This is a genomic window from Cyclobacterium amurskyense, from assembly GCF_001050135.1.
Classification (GTDB): Bacteria; Bacteroidota; Bacteroidia; order Cytophagales; family Cyclobacteriaceae; genus Cyclobacterium; species Cyclobacterium amurskyense.
The window spans coordinates 2,852,339-2,868,128 of sequence record NZ_CP012040.1 but is presented as its reverse complement, the minus strand read 5'-3'; the positions used below and the strand labels follow the sequence as shown (position 1 = coordinate 2,868,128).

Below are 15,790 nucleotides of genomic sequence, written 5' to 3'. Positions count from 1 at the left end.
TTTGCACTTAGGTCCCATTTAATGTTCCCCTTCATAATAAGATCCACCACAGGTAGGTGCTTCAGGATCAAAAATGGATAGCTCCTTGAACATCAGTCGTGCTATTTCCGAATGGCCTTCGCCATCTGGATGAAGGGGATCATTCAACCACTCTTTATTAACATTTATACCGTCAGTCTTTTCGGCTGTCTCAAGCCAATGCCCATAATTATCAACCAGGATTATGTTTTCTTCTAATGCGACCTTCCTTATTACGGCAACATATTTATCCAAGCTTGCTCTAGAAGTATCCAATTCTTTGATAATTAGATTAGGAGTATGAAAAATTGGGATGGCGCCAAGCCCTCTGAATTTTTCAACCAATAGGTTAAGGTTCTCTTCATAGGCTTCTATCGAAACCTTCTCATTGAAACAATCATTTGTGCCAATCATCAAGGACACAACATTGGGCTTGAACTGTTTGATTCTCCAGTCAAAATCCTGAAGGATGGTTTCCGTTGTATTTCCGCTGATTCCAGTATTTATAATTACGTCTCTTACTCTGCCCAATTCCCATCTAATGCGCTCCCCAAAAACTTCGGGATAAGAGCGGTATCCATGGGTGTGTTTTGCTCCATGGGTGATGCTGTCTCCAGTAAAAGTCCATATCATTGGCGCTTTATCCTTTAATAAGGTAACAATCCGTTCCTTGTCACTTTCACCTGAAAGTGGGGGGATAGAGGTATCCTCCAAGCTTATAGGTTTATTGGTAAAGGAAAAAATCGCCGGTAACGGAAGCAGAAATAAAGATTTTTCAAAAAACCTTCTTCTAGAGAGTTTATTCATTTTCTTTATTTAGGTAAACATTTTAAACTCGAAACAGGTAGATAAACACTTATTTTAACCGGGTTTGCCACTTGAAAAAAAATTTGATTTTCTCATCAAGTTTGCTTTTCTCCAATGGTCCAATTAATGTGTAAAATCCTTCTCATTAAATTTAACTCTAAGACCTCCTTGCATGGTGGTCACCCACAATTCTCCAGGATTTCGTTCAAAAACATAAGGATAAGAAACCCACTTATAGGTTGGATCAGCTTTTTGGTTTTCACCAACTTTAGCAATTACTATTGGCTCTGACCAGGTATTTCCATCGTTTTCAGAAAAGGAGATGGACAATTCTTCCCTATGGTTACTAGCCGCTACTTCCGACCATTGGCGGTCTCCACCCCTTGAAGGATATTGATCTGTACCTTCAGGGAATCTTCTATTCCAAACTAAAATCAATTTACCGCTTTCGAGTCTTTTAAGAAGTCCTGGGGCAGAGCTAGCCTCAATGTCTGTTGGCCGTATATTCTCCCAGGTTATCCCATCATCCATAGAGAAAGCCTCCCAAAATGTCCCCCAATTGGTGCGCATCAATAGCCATAATTTCCCAAATTTAAGCTCCTCAAGGGTTGCCTCTGTCACACCGCTATGGTGTCCAATGCCGCCAAGGTCAATAATATTAGATCTTTCCCAGGTTTTTCCTTCATTGCCCGACTTATAAGTCAATACCGTATGGTGTCCCGGGTGGTGTCTCATCATCATTGAAGTGAAAACAATATTCCCATTTTCAGTTTCTATCATGTCGCGAACAGCACCGGTCCATTCATTATGAAGTTTTTGCACATCTTGCCAGGTTTTACCACCGTCTAAACTTCTCACGGTATAGGTAGGAAGTCTGGCTCCCGGGGAGTCCGAAATATCCTCTTGCCAGTTCCAATTGGCTCTTTCCTGTAAATTCATAAAGGCCAGGATAATCACACCATTGCTGGTCTTAAGAATGGCCCGTTCATTTGAAATTAGGTAATTTTCCGCATCATCAAATACAGGATAGTTTTCCCATGAATTCCCATTGTCACTACTAATTAAACAATCGGTTCCCTCCACTGTCAGAATATTCCCATTGTCCAATTTAACAAAAGGCCCCATCTTAAGGCCTTTTATTTCTTCAACATTATGGTGTACCAAAGCTCCGGTGGAGATGGATTTTCCATTGTCGGCATTTAAATGAGCATGCTGCGCCTTCCCCGAAAGGGAAAGGGCAGCCATGATCAAGGTTAGGGTTAAAAATTGGTGAATTTTAAACATGGTTGTTAGGGTTATTTATAGGTTTACGTTTGCATTTTTATTGCTGCTCGTAACCTGAATTTTGAGTTATTTTAGAATTTAAACTTATGGTTTCCAAAGTTATTGGCCAAACTAATAAATGGTTTTGACCTTCTTTCCCTTGTAAGGATGGTACTTTTTCAAATGCTTTATCGAAACGAATCAGATCCCACCATCTTTTTCCCTCAAATGCCAATTCAAATAATCTTTCCTGTAATATTGTTTCATCATTTTCAGCTTGAGAACCACTAGTAAATGCATAACTAGAGAAATTCTCTCCATAAGCTCTTGCTCTTACCTCATTTATCTCAGCAGAAGGATCCTGACCAAGGGCATTTTTTGCCTCTGCGATAAGTAATAGCAATTCAGCATACCTATAAATCACAATATCATCAAGAAAAATTCTGGAGCCTGCTTCAGTATAGCCGCTTCCTTTTACTACAATTGAAGTTATAAAAGGATTTTCCGCTTCGTAATCGTAGATTTCATAGAAACTACCATCCTTACGACTATCTTCATCCATAAACTGATCTCTCATTAAAGCAGAGGGAGCCCACCAGTTAAATCCCCCTGGAGTACCAATCGCGTCCAAAGTCTCGGGAGTATAGGTTTCCCTTAAATCAAGCGCATTGATATACATATCAGAAAACATATTGTTAGAAACCTCAAAATCATTGAAATGAACAGAGAAAATTATTTCATTATTTCTTTTATTGTCGAAGTCAAAAACCCTAGAGTAATCATCCAAAAGAGTTAAATCAGCTGTTTTAGCATCATTCAAAGCACTCAAAGCAATCGTGATATCAGCATCTCCACCACCCATGGTTTTTCCTGTCCACAAATAAACATCTCCTTTAAGGGTATTGACTGCAGGCTTGGACCACATGGAGCGGCCATTTTCAAATTCATTGTTTGGAAACAAACTTACCGCCATATCCAAATCTGCCTTAATCAGATCAAATACAGTAGAAACTGCTGCTCTTTCCTGAAAAGTAGTTTCGGCATCATAGCCTTCTACAGGTTCTGTTATCAAAGGAACATCTCCCCAAGTTTTCGCAAGAACAAAATAAACAAATGCTCTCATGCTGTAAGCCTGAGCTAATAAGTCTTTCTTCTTCCCTTCATTTGGAAATGTAATATTGGGAACATTTTTAATTACCAGATTGGCATAATTAATCACCCTATAGGATTGCAACCAATCCAAATCAGCATTACCTTCATTCATGTCGTTTTCAAAATACTTTTGCCTATAATCCGCATTTTGAAGGCCATGGCCCATTACTTCACTTCTAGCCTCTCCCATTAGGTAAAGGGTCCTGTTGGACAAGTCCCTAAACTGGTTGTACATTCCTATTACTCCTCCAGTAGCATCCTGCTCTGATTGCCAAAAAGAGTTGGCACCTATTGAACTGATAGGGGCTAATTCCAAAGGCGTAATGCAGGAATAATTAAAAAGGAATACTATAATTCCGAGAAGGTATATCTTTTTATTAACTAATTTTTTCATGACATTTTCTGTTTAATCAGGACTTAATTAAAGGGAAAGGTTAATACCTAACATAATGTTACGAGGAACAGGGAAACGTCCTCTATTCATCCCTCCGTCTTCCGGAGAAAGTCCACTGAAATTGGTGAAATACATCAAGTTATTGCCAGTAAGATTTAGTCTAACATTCTCTATCCCTATCTTCCTGTACCATTCTGCAGCGTAATCATAGCTTATAGTAAGCTCTCTAAGCGCCAGGTAATCTCCTTTTTCATAATGTATTGAGCTTCCTCCTCCATTGTTTACATTTCTAGGATCTCCTCTCCAATAATTACTTTGAGCAACTTGGTCTGCCCAGTAAAATTTAGGAACATCTGTCACATCACCCTGATTTTCCCAAGACCTCGTGATATTCGAACTCATATTTGTATTTCCTACAAACTGTCCATCAAGATTTGCTCTTACATAGTTATAAATGGTATGACCTGTGGTATAATCCATTCTTAGGTAAAGATTGACTCCTTTATAATTTACATTATTAGAAAATCCACCAGTCCATTTAGGGAAAATATTCCCCATATAAACTCTATCTCTTGTGTCAATTACACCATTTGCATCAACATCTAGCCAATCAACATCACCACCAAGTCTGGTACGATCTGGTCCGGCCATGATTACATCCTGAGGTGCTGCAGCCGCTGCTTCGTCAGTAGGGAATACAGACTGGTATTTGTAGCCGTACATCTCACCGATTTGACCGCCTTCTTGCAAACCGCCTTTCCAAGCATAGTCTCCAAGTTCCTGATCATAAAGGAATAAGCCACCTATCCTATTGTTTTCATTGTCATTTTCAGGCAGTTCCAATATCTTGTTCTTTACAAAAGAAGTATTGAATCCAATATTCCACAACCAGTCTTTGGTCTCTAGGGCATTAAAATTGACTTCAAGCTCTACACCACTGTTTTCCAAACTACCCAGGTTGGTTAAAATGCTGGTGAAACCAGTCAATTTAGGCATGGCCAAGGTGGTGATAAGATTAGAAGTTACCCTTTGATAATAATCAAACAAAACCGTAACTCTATTATTGAATAGACCTGCATCAAATCCAACATCAAAGGTTCTGGATTGCTCCCATTTTAGATTTGGGTTGGCAATGGTAGTGTATTCAACTGCAGCATTCCCTTGATAAATACCTCCTACACTATAGGCTCCTTGAGCTTGGAAATCACCTAAGTTACCAAGGTTACCATTGAGACCATAACTTGCTCTCAACTTGAACTTATCGATAGCTGCTGGTGAATCCCAAAAAGATTCATTGTGTAAGTTCCAACCTGCAGATACCCCTGGGAAGAAACCCCATTTGTATTCAGAACCCAAATTAGATGCGCCATCATACCTGGCACTCACTGACACAAGGTATTTATTGTCAAAATCATAATTTGCTCTGCCAAAATAACCCAAGATCAATTGCTTCCCTTTTGAACTGGAAACCTGCACAGGTTCACCTGAAGCATTTAAGGTTGGGATTAGGTCTGTAGCAGCTCCTCTACCTTCAGCATAAAGACTGTAATTGTCTCTCTGGTACATTGAATAGCCAAGGGTGGCAGTGAAATTATGTTGCTGAGCGAAGCTTTTTTCATAGTTTAAAACTGCATCCAACTGTAATTGCTCCCAGTTTGTTTGACTTCCTGTTGCATTCCTGCTCTCCACCAACTGCGTAGGAGAATTAAGGTAAGACATCAAAAAGGTATTGGCAGTATTTGTTTTGGAAAATAAGGAAACTGAAGGCTCAAAGCTCAAACCAGGGGCAATTTCCCAATTGGCACCACCACTCAAGGTCATAAGAGTTAGTGTATTGTCATTGGTACTGCGACTTAAATGATAAGCCGGGTTACCCAAAGAACGATTTACACCAGGCGATAATGTGCCATCTTCAAATGTATATTTTGCAGTGGGAGGAGTAGCGATAGATCTTTCAAACAAGCTATTTTCACTGTAAACCAAATTATCAGAAGACCTGGTAAAATTTAAACCTGCAAAAACAAATAATCTATCATTTACTTTTAGCCTACCATTCATATTGGTAGTAAATCTTTTATAATTGGTAGTAATAGCTGTACCATCCATATCAGCATAACCAACGCCTATATTAAAGGTTGCTTTTTCAGTACCTCCCGATAAATTCAAATAGTGGTCTTGAGTCACCGCAGTTCTGAACAATACATCCTGCCAATCTACCCCATCAAAAATGATGGTTTTGCTAGGATCTAGTGGGTCTGGCATGCTTTCCCATCCTTCACTAAGCTTGTACTCATTATCGGGAGTCAGATACTGAGTAGTATAAGCCGTATTATTGGTAAGGTCATTGCCCGTCCCAAAACCAAAAGAACCACTTAACATGGCAAGTCGTGAGGGTGATTTCTCACCTGTGGCTGCCACACCTAATCTACCATAGTAGATATAATCCCTAGCCGATAATAGATCGTATTTTTTTCTTAATTGTGAGGTGCCAATCGTATACCTATAGGTAACCTTGGTATCACCAGCCTTACCTGTTTTGGTCGTTAAAATAACAACACCATTAGAAGCTCTAGACCCATAAATAGCTGTAGAAGCAGCATCCTTTAAGACCTGCATGGATTCGATATCCATAGGGTTGATCCCCTGAATATCATCCCTAATTACACCATCGACCACATATAGAGGCTGAGCACCGTTTGGGTCGTTTATAGAAGTTCCACCTCTTACGATTATTCTTGGTGCAGCACCAGGCTGACCACTCAAAGTTTGCACCCGAACACCGGATACAGTACCCTGCAAAGCTGAAGCAGCATTACCTAAAGGTACATTTTCAAGGACTTTGGTATCTACTGTACTTACTGCAGTGGTTAATTTTTCCCTGGACTGCTCACCGTAACCTACAACGATGATTTCGTCCAAGGCACCAAGTGCTGTTTCTAAGTTTACATCGATATTGGTCTGATTACCAATGCTAATTTCTTGAGGTTTAAAACCAATAGCAGAAAATTTCAAAACGGTATTGTTACCGGAAAGGCTAATGGAAAACTTCCCATCCATATCGGTAACAGTCCCCGTTGCCGTGCCCAGGTTTATAATGTTAACACCAGGAATAGTACTTCCATCTTCTTTGGAATATACTGTCCCCGTTACATCTTTTGACTGTGCCCATGACTTCTCTGTTGAGAAGGATACTAGCAGCAACACCATAAAAACGGATTGCCACCATTGTGCGTAGAGTTTCTCGATCATATTTGTCCTATTTATACTATGTACCAATGATTCCCCCCTACAAATGACTTATTTATAGGGATTAAAGTTAAATTATAATATGTATTATTTATTCAAATATAATCAATAAATCCAGCCCTCAAAATCCGGTCATCTAAAAGTTTAAAAATTGTAATGCTTTTTTTCTACCCCAAATCAAATTTGGAAAGTCGGGATCATTTTCATTCAAAGTATTTAATTTTAATTAATGGAACTACACAAAACTTTACACTTTCATAGAAAATTAGAATAAATGAAACCAAATAAAATACCAAGAAAATTCAATTCATGCTTAACCTTAAACAATCACTTTCAAACCATTCAAAAATTATAAACCAGAAGCAATTTTTTGGCAATTTAAGCTCCTTAATAAAACTAAAATTCAAACTAATGCCATAATATTTTTAAAATTAATAAGAAATATTAAATTAAATCATCAATTAAAACCATTAATATTGAATTGTAAATTGAAGAACCTATAGGTCTAAACCAACAACAATTAGCCTCAAATTGGCAAAAAAGCTACATTCTTACAGTTATTTATGTATTATTTATTAAGGAAAATCAATTTTTATTTTAAATCCCCAAAGCAATCTTCTTCACAATTAGCCATTAGGAGAGTTAAAAGGCATATTTATGGAATATTATGGTATTTAGGACAAGGGGTCAACACCCATTTGCAGGACAGGTTTAATAATACTTATTATATTTGCAAGAATAAATAAACCAAAAAGCATCCGTGAGTAAATTCAATGTCAAGCCAAAACCGGTTTTGGACACCAACCTATCTTTGGTAGACAGGGTTGAGCAAAACCTTAGAGAATACTTCGCAGAAGCCAATCTCCAGCCTGGTGATGCCATTCCAAAGGAATCGGAATTGGCATTGTCAATGGGTGTTAGCAGGACAGCTTTAAGAGAGGCACTTTCCAGACTTAGAACCCTGGGTTTAATAGAGTCCAAAAGGAATAGGGGAATCATTTTAACCCAACCCGATATTTTAGGTAGCTTTGAACGGGTGTTGAACCCAATGCTATTGGACAGTGCCACACTTCAAGATATTTTTGAGTTGCGATTGGTTTTGGAAATGGGGATTACAGATTTTCTTTTTATGAGAAAATCTAAAGCCAACCTGGAAAAACTTGAGCAGCTTGTAAAAAAAGAAGAGCAAACAAAAGACAGGTTTCTAAAAAACAGGTATGATGTAGAGTTTCATTCCATGCTGTATGAGATCTCAGGAAATCAAACACTTTTGAGGTTTCAGAAAATGCTTCTACCCATATTCAACCTTGTTCACAGCGGACAAATCATCAGCAAATCTGAGGTCAAGAATGCCGTCACACACAGAGACCTACTCGTAGATCTTCAAAAGGGAACTCCCAAATCCTTTAGGGAAAAAATGAGCATACATTTGAAAGTGTATTTGGACACTGTAGAAGAATAAAAAAAACGGACAGATAAATTTCTGCCCGTTTCATTCAATAAATATTATAAGTTTACTTTTTAGCCTTTGTAATCTTCAGCAACTTGCCTAGAAACACCTAAACCGTCAATACCTAGTTCTACAACATCACCTGCTTTCAAGTACCTTGGTGGTTTCAATCCCATTCCTACTCCTGCTGGTGTACCAGTACTGATAACATCACCAGGTAATAAACTCATGTATTGACTGATATGACTCACTAGCTGAGGAATATTAAATACCAAATCAGAAGTATTGCTGTCTTGCAACATTTCATCATTTACCTTAAGCCATAATCTCAAATTGTGAGGGTCAGCGATTTCATCTTTGGTCACCAAGTTAGGTCCTAGTGGAGCAAATGAATCAGCACTTTTACCTTTTACCCACTGTCCACCATGCCTTAACTGAAAATCTCTCTCACTTACATCATTGTGAACTACATAGCCAAACACATGATCCATGGCATCTTCTTCCGATACATAAGTAGCTTTTTTGCCTATTACTATCGCCAACTCCACTTCCCAATCCGTGGCTTGGGAATTCTTTGGAATCACAATTGGATCGAAAGGTCCTGAAAGCGCGGAGGTTGCTTTCATAAATAAAACAGGCTGCTCAGGAACAGCCATCCCACTTTCTTTTGCGTGTAAAGAATAGTTCAACCCTACACAAATAATTTTGGATGGAAAAGGAACTGGAGAACCTAATCTTGCATCAGAAGGGATTTCGGGGCAACTTGCTACATTTGCTTCCAGCCAGGTCGCTAATTTTGTCAGGTTACTTTCATCACCTAAAAAATCGGCAGTCCAGTCTGAACCAAAAGCCGAACAATCAATTTTTTTACCTTCTGCGGTTATAACTCCAGGCTTTTCCTGCCCTACATTTCCAAATCTTATTAGTTTCATTTTTTAATTATAGTTTAAAGTAATTACATTTTTAAATTAGAAAACCCTCCGTCAACCAAATAATCAGCCCCAGTCAAAAATTTGGCCTCATCAGAAGCAAGGAAAAAAGCCATGCTGGCTATTTCTTCTGGCGCCGCCATTCTTCCAATAGGTTGAGTTGCCGACAATAGTTCAAACATTTCTTTTTCTTTTCCCGGATAGGTTTTGGAAATATAATTGTCTACAAATGGAGTATGCACTCGCGCTGGTGAGATCGCATTGCAACGAATATTGTCCTTGACATAATCCCTGGCAATGGTAAGTGTCATGTTGAGTACTGCTCCCTTGCTCATGGAATAAGCAAAACGATCAGGAATACCCACTGTAGCCGCAATAGAGGCCATATTGATAATGACTCCACCACCGTTGGCTTTCATTCTTCCGATCACAGCTTTTGAACAGTGGAATACACCTTTTATATTTACTGCAAACAAACGGTCCAAATCAGCCCCTTCCGTAGATTCAAGGTTTCCAATATGAGAGACTCCTGCATTGTTGATCAACACATCTATTTCACCGGATATCCCTCCTATTACTTCATTTACTTGAGCCTGATTAGAAACATCAGTTTGCTTAAAAATCACATCATGGTTTTCAGCCTTAAGTTTTTCCGTAATTTCTTGTCCATTTTCCTGATTAAAATCTAACACATAGACTGTGGCACCTTCGGCCGCGAATTTTTCTACTATTGCCAATCCTATTCCGCTTGCCCCACCGGTGACCAAAACATTTTTCCCCTTCATTTACTATGAAATTTTCTAATTAGTTAATACCCTTATTTTAATATCATTTACCCAACATAGGAAACAGTCGCTTCAACTCTTCGTCTGATGGCTGAGAACCATATTCACAAACTTCGAAGGCCTCTGCGTACTGGGCTTTTGCCGCCTTAGCAGGTCCATACCATTTCTCTAGGCTCTTCCGCACTTCATCATTTATTCCTCCTCCTCTTTTTTCTTTTAACCAAGCTATTCTTTCCTCTTTACCTTCAGGCACCTCGTCAGCATAACCTGCTATCCATGGCAACCACTCATAAAACTGAGAAACATGCGCATCCAAGCCATGAATTTTCTTGTCGATTACAGGGGTAATATCGATCGCTACATGAGGTTCAAATGGGTTTGGTTTTTGAAAATGATCCTGAAAGTACAAAAATACAGGGTTTTTACTAAGCGGCGGTGTATCTGGAGCCACATTAGGAACACCTACCATATAGGCAGCATCTTGTACCAGCACCCCGGTATAGCGATGATCAGGATGGTAGTCATTTGGTCTTGGCGCAATGACCACATCCGCGTCCCATTCCCTTATCTTCCTGATGATCTGAAGCCTTATCTCTAATGTAGGCAACAATTCTCCATCATGGTTATCCAATACATCATAAGCAACCCCAAGTCTTCTGGCTACTTCCTGGGTTTCAGCTATGCGTCTTTTTGCAAGCATACCTCCACCTTCTTCCATATGTCCAGCATCACCATTGGTAACAGAGACAAATTTCACCTTGTGACCCATCTCCACAAAAAGTGAAGCTGTACCACCACTTTTTATATCGCAATCATCAGGATGGGCACCTATCATAATGATTCTTAATGGTCTTTCCTGGGCTTCAACTATTGAAACAGCGAAAAAACAAAACAAAATTGCAATAAAACTTGATTTCATAGTCAATTTTTCGGTTGTTGAAAATTCAAGGTTGAAGATAGGCATTTAGGCCTGTTTTGCCAATCCGTTAATCCAAATTATCAGTCAATTGCCCACTTTACTCAGAACTTATTCCTTATCTTTGCAACCTGAAATTTAATTACGGGAATCAAAGTACAACAACAATATGCTTCAGGTAAATGAAATAAGAGCAAACTTTGCGCATGCCTGCGAAAGGCTTCGCGCCAGGAATTTTGAAAATCCTGAAGAATTGCTCGGAAATGTAATAAGGCTAGAAGACCTCAGAAAACAAATTCAGCTAGACAGAGATACTCTTCAGGCTGAATCAAATACAATTTCGAAGCAAATCGGCCAATTGATGAAGGCTGGCAATAAGGAAGAGGCAGAAAAGGTGAAACTGAGAACTACTGAGATAAAAACGCAAGTAAAATCTTTGGAAGACAGCTATACGCAGACAGAAACAGAGCTAACCCAAATTCTCTACACAATACCAAATATTCCGCATGCCTCTGTCCCGGCTGGCAAGTCTTCAGAAGACAATGAGATTGTTTTAGAAAAGGGAGAAATTCCTCAATTGGAAGCAGAGAACAAAAGCCCTCATTGGGAATTGATTAAGAAATACGATATCGTTGATTTTGAACTGGGAGTGAAAATTGCCGGGGCAGGTTTTCCTGTTTATAAGGGCAAAGGAGCCAAAATGCAAAGGGCTTTGATCAACTTTTTCCTGGACGAGGCAGCCAAAGCGGGTTATACAGAAGTACAGCCACCCATATTGATCAATGAAGAAAGCGGCTACGCTACAGGGCAACTTCCTGACAAGGAAGGACAAATGTACTTCGCTGGAGAAGATGGACTTTACCTGATACCTACCGCTGAAGTCCCTATCACAAATATGTACCGAGATGTCATCCTACAAGAAGATGAATTACCCAAAAAGAATACAGGCTACACACCTTGTTTTAGACGGGAAGCCGGTAGTTGGGGAGCTCATGTAAGGGGATTGAACCGATTACATCAATTTGACAAGGTGGAAATTGTACAGGTAACGCATCCTGATAATTCCTACAAAACCTTAGATGAAATGAGCTTACATGTTCAGGGCTTGTTACAAAAGCTTGAATTGCCCTACAGGGTATTAAGGCTTTGTGGAGGAGACATGGGCTTCACTTCTGCACTTACATTTGATATGGAAGTTTATTCAGCTGCCCAAGAAAGATGGCTGGAAGTAAGTTCAGTTAGTAACTTCGAAACCTACCAATCCAATCGATTGAAATTGCGTTTTAAGAACAAAGACAAGAAAACCGTTTTAGCACACACCTTGAATGGAAGTGCCTTGGCCCTACCAAGAATCATGGCTGCTATTTTGGAAAACAACCAAACTGCAGAAGGCATTAAAATGCCAAAAGTATTGGTTCCTTATCTGGGGTTTGATACCATTGATTAATCAATATCAGTTTTGAGCTAAAACATAAGGAAATAAAAAGGGGCTTCTTTAAAACAAGAAGCCCCTTTTTATTATTAAAAGAGATTATTATATGGATAATTTCTGTTTCCACCCTTGCACTTCAGCATAACATTTGTCAACAACTGCTTGCTGATCTGCGGTAAGTGGATTTTTAGCCCTACGGCTTACAATTTCCAAACCCAAGCCTTCTTTGTTAAGGTAATACCTAGAGGAAAGCATATAATTGGCGGTAATCCTTCTTTCCATGTCTCTTACCTTGTCTTGTAACCAATCTACCTGTTCTTTCTTTCCAGAATCACCTGCATTGTCACAAATCCAAGCGATTACTTCTGGATAATAATTACCTGCAATTGGAGACAATCCAGCACCTCCATTTCGAAGAGAGGCTACAGCACTACCCATGTGGGCATTGTAAAAGCCCATTTTAGTACCTTTAGCCGTTTTAAGTTTTTCTTTAATATTGTCTATATCTTCAGAGGTATCCTTATGGTACACCAACCTGTCAGAATCCAATAAAAACTTAAGAACCTTTTGAGAAAGTATTCTTTTATAAGGGGTAGGACATTCGTAAGTTCCTAATGGAATATCTCCAGTCAGAGACAGGTATTCTTCCAGATTTTTGATCACAACAGCATCAGATTCGCCTTTTTCTGCAAAGTGAGAAGTAATCATAATAACTGCGTCAACGCCAGTATCAGCTATCTTTTTGGTGAAATCTGCTTTTTCTTGGGCAGTATTCCCAAAAGATCCTGTAGCTACAACAGGGAATTCCCCATTGACTTTCTTTACTACAGTCTTGGTCACTTTCAGCCTTTCCTCCGGACTCAAGTCATACATCTCACTACTCAGGCAATTGGCAAATAATCCACGTGCTCCAGATTCAAGATAGTAATCTGTTAGTTTTTTTAGCCCTTTATAATCTACAGACATATCTGCTTTATAAGGGGTCAGCATTACAGGTACAAAAGCCTTTTGCATAGCCTTTGCCTCTATTGGCGTATTTGCCAATAGACTATTCCAGGGGGTAAGTCCCGCCAAAGTTCCTAAGGCCATTTTTCCTATAAATTTTCTCCTGTCGTTTTCAAAACTCATGATAAAATAAAATTGTATTGATTCCGTTTTTTCGGTTTCAAATGGGTTGTAAATTCAATAGTTAATATTTTTATATACTTTATATAACCCTGTAAAATAGCAAACAGACCAGTAACAATCAATAAAATTATAACTAGACGGGGAAGTTATTCTGATTAGGTGCCTATATTTGCGAATAATATGTGGAAGGAAATAGCTTTGTTGATAAAAAAAGAGGCCTTATTGGAGTGGCGACAAAAGTACGCCATCAATGGTATACTCCTATATGTCACCAGCGCAGTATTTATTGCTTACCTCAGTATTGGGGCTGGTCAAGGTGAATTACAAGTCCCTTTTTGGAACTCCCTTTATTGGATCATTATACTTTTTTCGGCAGTCAATGCTGTAGCTAAAAGTTTTGTGCAAGAACACCAGGGAAGGCAACTCTATTATTTTATGATTGCATCACCTCAAGCAATCATTTTGTCCAAAACCATTTACAATACTGCACTCACTCTTGTATTGGCCCTATTGGGTTATTTGGTTTTTAGCGTTGTTTTCGGTAATCCCGTAGCTGACCATCCATTGTTTCTTTTGAACCTTTTGCTAGGAGCCATTGGTTTTTCCGCAGCGCTGACCATGGTATCAGCCATTGCCTCCAAGGCAGGCAATAATGGCACCTTGATGGCCATTTTAAGCTTCCCCGTAATGATCCCAATTCTACTGATGACCATTCAGGTTTCCAAAAGCGCAATCGATGGATTGGACAGGGGCATAAGCGCAGAAAAGATCATCACCTTAATGGCCATCAATGCAATTGTTCTGGCCACCTCCTACCTGCTTTTCCCTTATCTTTGGAGGAGCTAGGAGCTAGTCCTATCGAGATTCGGTGGTTGAGTCTGTCGGGGCCATAGGTTTCCAGAAGTGGTATTTAATGACCCATTTTCTCTCCAAATTTTGGCTAAAGCCGGGTGATATGGGGTACCCCCTTTATAAAAAGGCTGAAACTCGTTCTTATTGAGGTGGTATTTTAATTAAATGATTACGGTATTTCAAAAGAAAGGGTTAATGACTAAATTATCCAATTGAGTAAATTCACCAATTTCAATTGCTCCTAACCTCATCTGGGAATCGCAATAGAATAACTCGATTATGTTCTAGCCCAAATATTCACCTGTATAGGTTAAAAAAGGATACTTATAATTTGAATTAAAACTGAAGATATATTAAATAAATAAAAATTTTATTTGATCAAGGATTTTTGCCTTCTCCAAAACCCTTGATTTAAGTAAAGAATGTAAGCTAAGTAGAGAGGCTAATAGCTTGGATGGACTATACTCTTATTCTAAAACATTAATATAAAATAAACGAGACAGAAAGCATATTAGGTAAACTGATTACCTTGTTAATGGAAGGCAATTAGAAAAACTGGAAAGAAGGGTTTCTTAAAGCAAAAACCTTATTAATCGAAGCCATAGAAAGATCGATTTCGAAGATTCTTTTGGCATATGGTGGCATGGGTTCATTCAATTACACTTACTTAACAAAAGTACTCTCGACAATGAAAATTTTTCAAAACTCAAATCTCAATTATGGGAATTAGCAATGGTAGGTAAAATCGAATTAAGAAAAATATAAAAAAGCACAAAAAGGATTTTCCACTAACTATTGGGCAAAATTTAGAAGCTCCTCGAATATGACAGCCATACTAAAACAAAACATATTAAACCATATTATTCTTTCAAACAAAGAGATAGAAAATTTTTGCGACTTATTTCACAATAAAAAGGTCCTAAAAAAACATTTCCTTTTGCGAGAAGGAGAGGTTTGCAAGTTTGAAGGATTTGTTACCAAAGGACTCTTCAGAGTATATCACATAGACAATAATGGTTTTGAACAAGTACTCTATTTTGCTCAAGAAAATTGGTGGATTGCAGATATTGACAGTTTCACTAATGAAAAGCCTTCACAACTTTATATTCAAGCCTTAGAAGATAGTGAAGTATTATTAATTTCAAAAAAAGATAAAGAATTTGCTTTTAATAACATTCCTAAGATTGAAAAATTATTCAGAATAATGACTCAAAAAACGCATATCGCGTTGCAAAGAAGAATGATTGATAATTTGAGTAAAACAGCAAACCAAAGGTACATTGACTTTATAGAAAAATATCCTAAGCTCTTTCAACGATTAACCAATGTTCAAATAGCAGCTTACTTGGGCATAAGTCATGAGTTTTTGAGTAAAATTAGACGAAAAATTGCTATTAAAAAATAGTTGAAAATTCACT

The 15,790-nt window shown here is 38.5% G+C and carries 12 protein-coding genes and 1 pseudogene; 5 read left to right on the top strand and 8 right to left on the bottom strand.

Annotated elements, in window-relative coordinates:
• Nucleotides 1–18 precede the first annotated feature (18 nt).
• From CA2015_RS11780 to CA2015_RS11765, 4 genes are all read right to left on the bottom strand, one after another.
• On the bottom strand, nt 19–825 hold the full coding sequence (locus CA2015_RS11780; RefSeq protein WP_048642098.1) for an SGNH/GDSL hydrolase family protein: 807 nt from the start codon (nt 823–825) through the stop codon (nt 19–21).
• A 123-nt stretch (nt 826–948) separates the two neighbouring features.
• Nucleotides 949–2,109, bottom strand: a complete 1,161-nt coding sequence (locus CA2015_RS11775) for a sialidase family protein (RefSeq protein WP_053086681.1) — start codon at nt 2,107–2,109, stop codon at nt 949–951.
• A 37-nt stretch (nt 2,110–2,146) separates the two neighbouring features.
• Nucleotides 2,147–3,634, bottom strand: coding sequence for a RagB/SusD family nutrient uptake outer membrane protein (locus CA2015_RS11770; RefSeq protein WP_048642096.1), 1,488 nt, complete (start codon nt 3,632–3,634; stop codon nt 2,147–2,149).
• A 27-nt stretch (nt 3,635–3,661) separates the two neighbouring features.
• Nucleotides 3,662–6,883 (bottom strand): SusC/RagA family TonB-linked outer membrane protein, encoded by a 3,222-nt coding sequence (locus CA2015_RS11765; RefSeq protein ID WP_048642095.1) that lies wholly within the window; start codon nt 6,881–6,883, stop codon nt 3,662–3,664.
• A 757-nt stretch (nt 6,884–7,640) separates the two neighbouring features.
• Here CA2015_RS11765 and CA2015_RS11755 point away from each other — a divergent pair.
• Complete coding sequence (locus CA2015_RS11755; RefSeq protein ID WP_048642093.1) at nt 7,641–8,342, top strand: FadR/GntR family transcriptional regulator; 702 nt, start codon at nt 7,641–7,643, stop codon at nt 8,340–8,342.
• A gap of 59 nt (nt 8,343–8,401) precedes the next feature.
• Here CA2015_RS11755 and CA2015_RS11750 read toward each other — a convergent pair whose 3' ends face one another.
• From CA2015_RS11750 to CA2015_RS11740, 3 genes are read right to left on the bottom strand one after another with little or no spacing between them, the layout of a single operon-like run.
• Nucleotides 8,402–9,262 (bottom strand): fumarylacetoacetate hydrolase family protein, encoded by an 861-nt coding sequence (locus CA2015_RS11750; RefSeq protein WP_048642092.1) that lies wholly within the window; start codon nt 9,260–9,262, stop codon nt 8,402–8,404.
• A gap of 23 nt (nt 9,263–9,285) precedes the next feature.
• Nucleotides 9,286–10,044 (bottom strand): SDR family NAD(P)-dependent oxidoreductase, encoded by a 759-nt coding sequence (locus tag CA2015_RS11745; RefSeq protein WP_048642091.1) that lies wholly within the window; start codon nt 10,042–10,044, stop codon nt 9,286–9,288.
• Nucleotides 10,045–10,087: 43 nt separating this feature from the next.
• Nucleotides 10,088–10,963, bottom strand: a complete 876-nt coding sequence (locus CA2015_RS11740; protein ID WP_053086756.1) for a PIG-L deacetylase family protein — start codon at nt 10,961–10,963, stop codon at nt 10,088–10,090.
• 166 nt (nt 10,964–11,129) lie between these two features.
• Between CA2015_RS11740 and serS the strand changes: the two genes are divergently transcribed.
• On the top strand, nt 11,130–12,407 hold the full coding sequence (gene serS, locus CA2015_RS11735; protein ID WP_048642090.1) for a serine--tRNA ligase: 1,278 nt from the start codon (nt 11,130–11,132) through the stop codon (nt 12,405–12,407).
• An 87-nt stretch (nt 12,408–12,494) separates the two neighbouring features.
• Here the strand turns inward: serS and CA2015_RS11730 are convergent, their stop codons facing one another.
• On the bottom strand, nt 12,495–13,520 hold the full coding sequence (locus CA2015_RS11730; RefSeq protein ID WP_048642089.1) for a dihydrodipicolinate synthase family protein: 1,026 nt from the start codon (nt 13,518–13,520) through the stop codon (nt 12,495–12,497).
• Nucleotides 13,521–13,700: 180 nt separating this feature from the next.
• Here CA2015_RS11730 and CA2015_RS11725 point away from each other — a divergent pair, with 180 nt between their 5' ends.
• From CA2015_RS11725 to CA2015_RS11720, 3 genes and pseudogenes are all read left to right on the top strand, one after another.
• Entirely contained in the window at nt 13,701–14,366 is a 666-nt protein-coding gene (locus CA2015_RS11725) for a heme exporter protein CcmB (RefSeq protein ID WP_048642088.1), read from the top strand.
• 571 nt (nt 14,367–14,937) lie between these two features.
• Nucleotides 14,938–15,102, top strand: a pseudogene (locus CA2015_RS25420) (hypothetical protein); the annotation flags it as partial.
• Nucleotides 15,103–15,195: 93 nt separating this feature from the next.
• Complete coding sequence (locus CA2015_RS11720; protein WP_048642087.1) at nt 15,196–15,777, top strand: Crp/Fnr family transcriptional regulator; 582 nt, start codon at nt 15,196–15,198, stop codon at nt 15,775–15,777.
• Nucleotides 15,778–15,790: the final 13 nt, after the last annotated feature.

What these genes read in the sequence shown, in the direction of transcription:
- CA2015_RS11720 (WP_048642087.1), top strand. Translation starts at nt 15,196, where the DNA reads ATGACAGCCATACTAAAACAAAACATATTAAACCATATTATTCTTTCA.
- CA2015_RS11725 (WP_048642088.1), top strand. Translation starts at nt 13,701, where the DNA reads ATGTGGAAGGAAATAGCTTTGTTGATAAAAAAAGAGGCCTTATTGGAG.
- CA2015_RS11750 (WP_048642092.1), bottom strand. Translation starts at nt 9,262, where the DNA reads ATGAAACTAATAAGATTTGGAAATGTAGGGCAGGAAAAGCCTGGAGTT.
- CA2015_RS11765 (WP_048642095.1), bottom strand. Translation starts at nt 6,883, where the DNA reads ATGATCGAGAAACTCTACGCACAATGGTGGCAATCCGTTTTTATGGTG.
- CA2015_RS11740 (WP_053086756.1), bottom strand. Translation starts at nt 10,963, where the DNA reads ATGAAATCAAGTTTTATTGCAATTTTGTTTTGTTTTTTCGCTGTTTCA.
- CA2015_RS11775 (WP_053086681.1), bottom strand. Translation starts at nt 2,109, where the DNA reads ATGTTTAAAATTCACCAATTTTTAACCCTAACCTTGATCATGGCTGCC.
- CA2015_RS11730 (WP_048642089.1), bottom strand. Translation starts at nt 13,520, where the DNA reads ATGAGTTTTGAAAACGACAGGAGAAAATTTATAGGAAAAATGGCCTTA.
- CA2015_RS11745 (WP_048642091.1), bottom strand. Translation starts at nt 10,044, where the DNA reads ATGAAGGGGAAAAATGTTTTGGTCACCGGTGGGGCAAGCGGAATAGGA.
- CA2015_RS11770 (WP_048642096.1), bottom strand. Translation starts at nt 3,634, where the DNA reads ATGAAAAAATTAGTTAATAAAAAGATATACCTTCTCGGAATTATAGTA.
- serS (WP_048642090.1), top strand. Translation starts at nt 11,130, where the DNA reads ATGCTTCAGGTAAATGAAATAAGAGCAAACTTTGCGCATGCCTGCGAA.
- CA2015_RS11780 (WP_048642098.1), bottom strand. Translation starts at nt 825, where the DNA reads ATGAATAAACTCTCTAGAAGAAGGTTTTTTGAAAAATCTTTATTTCTG.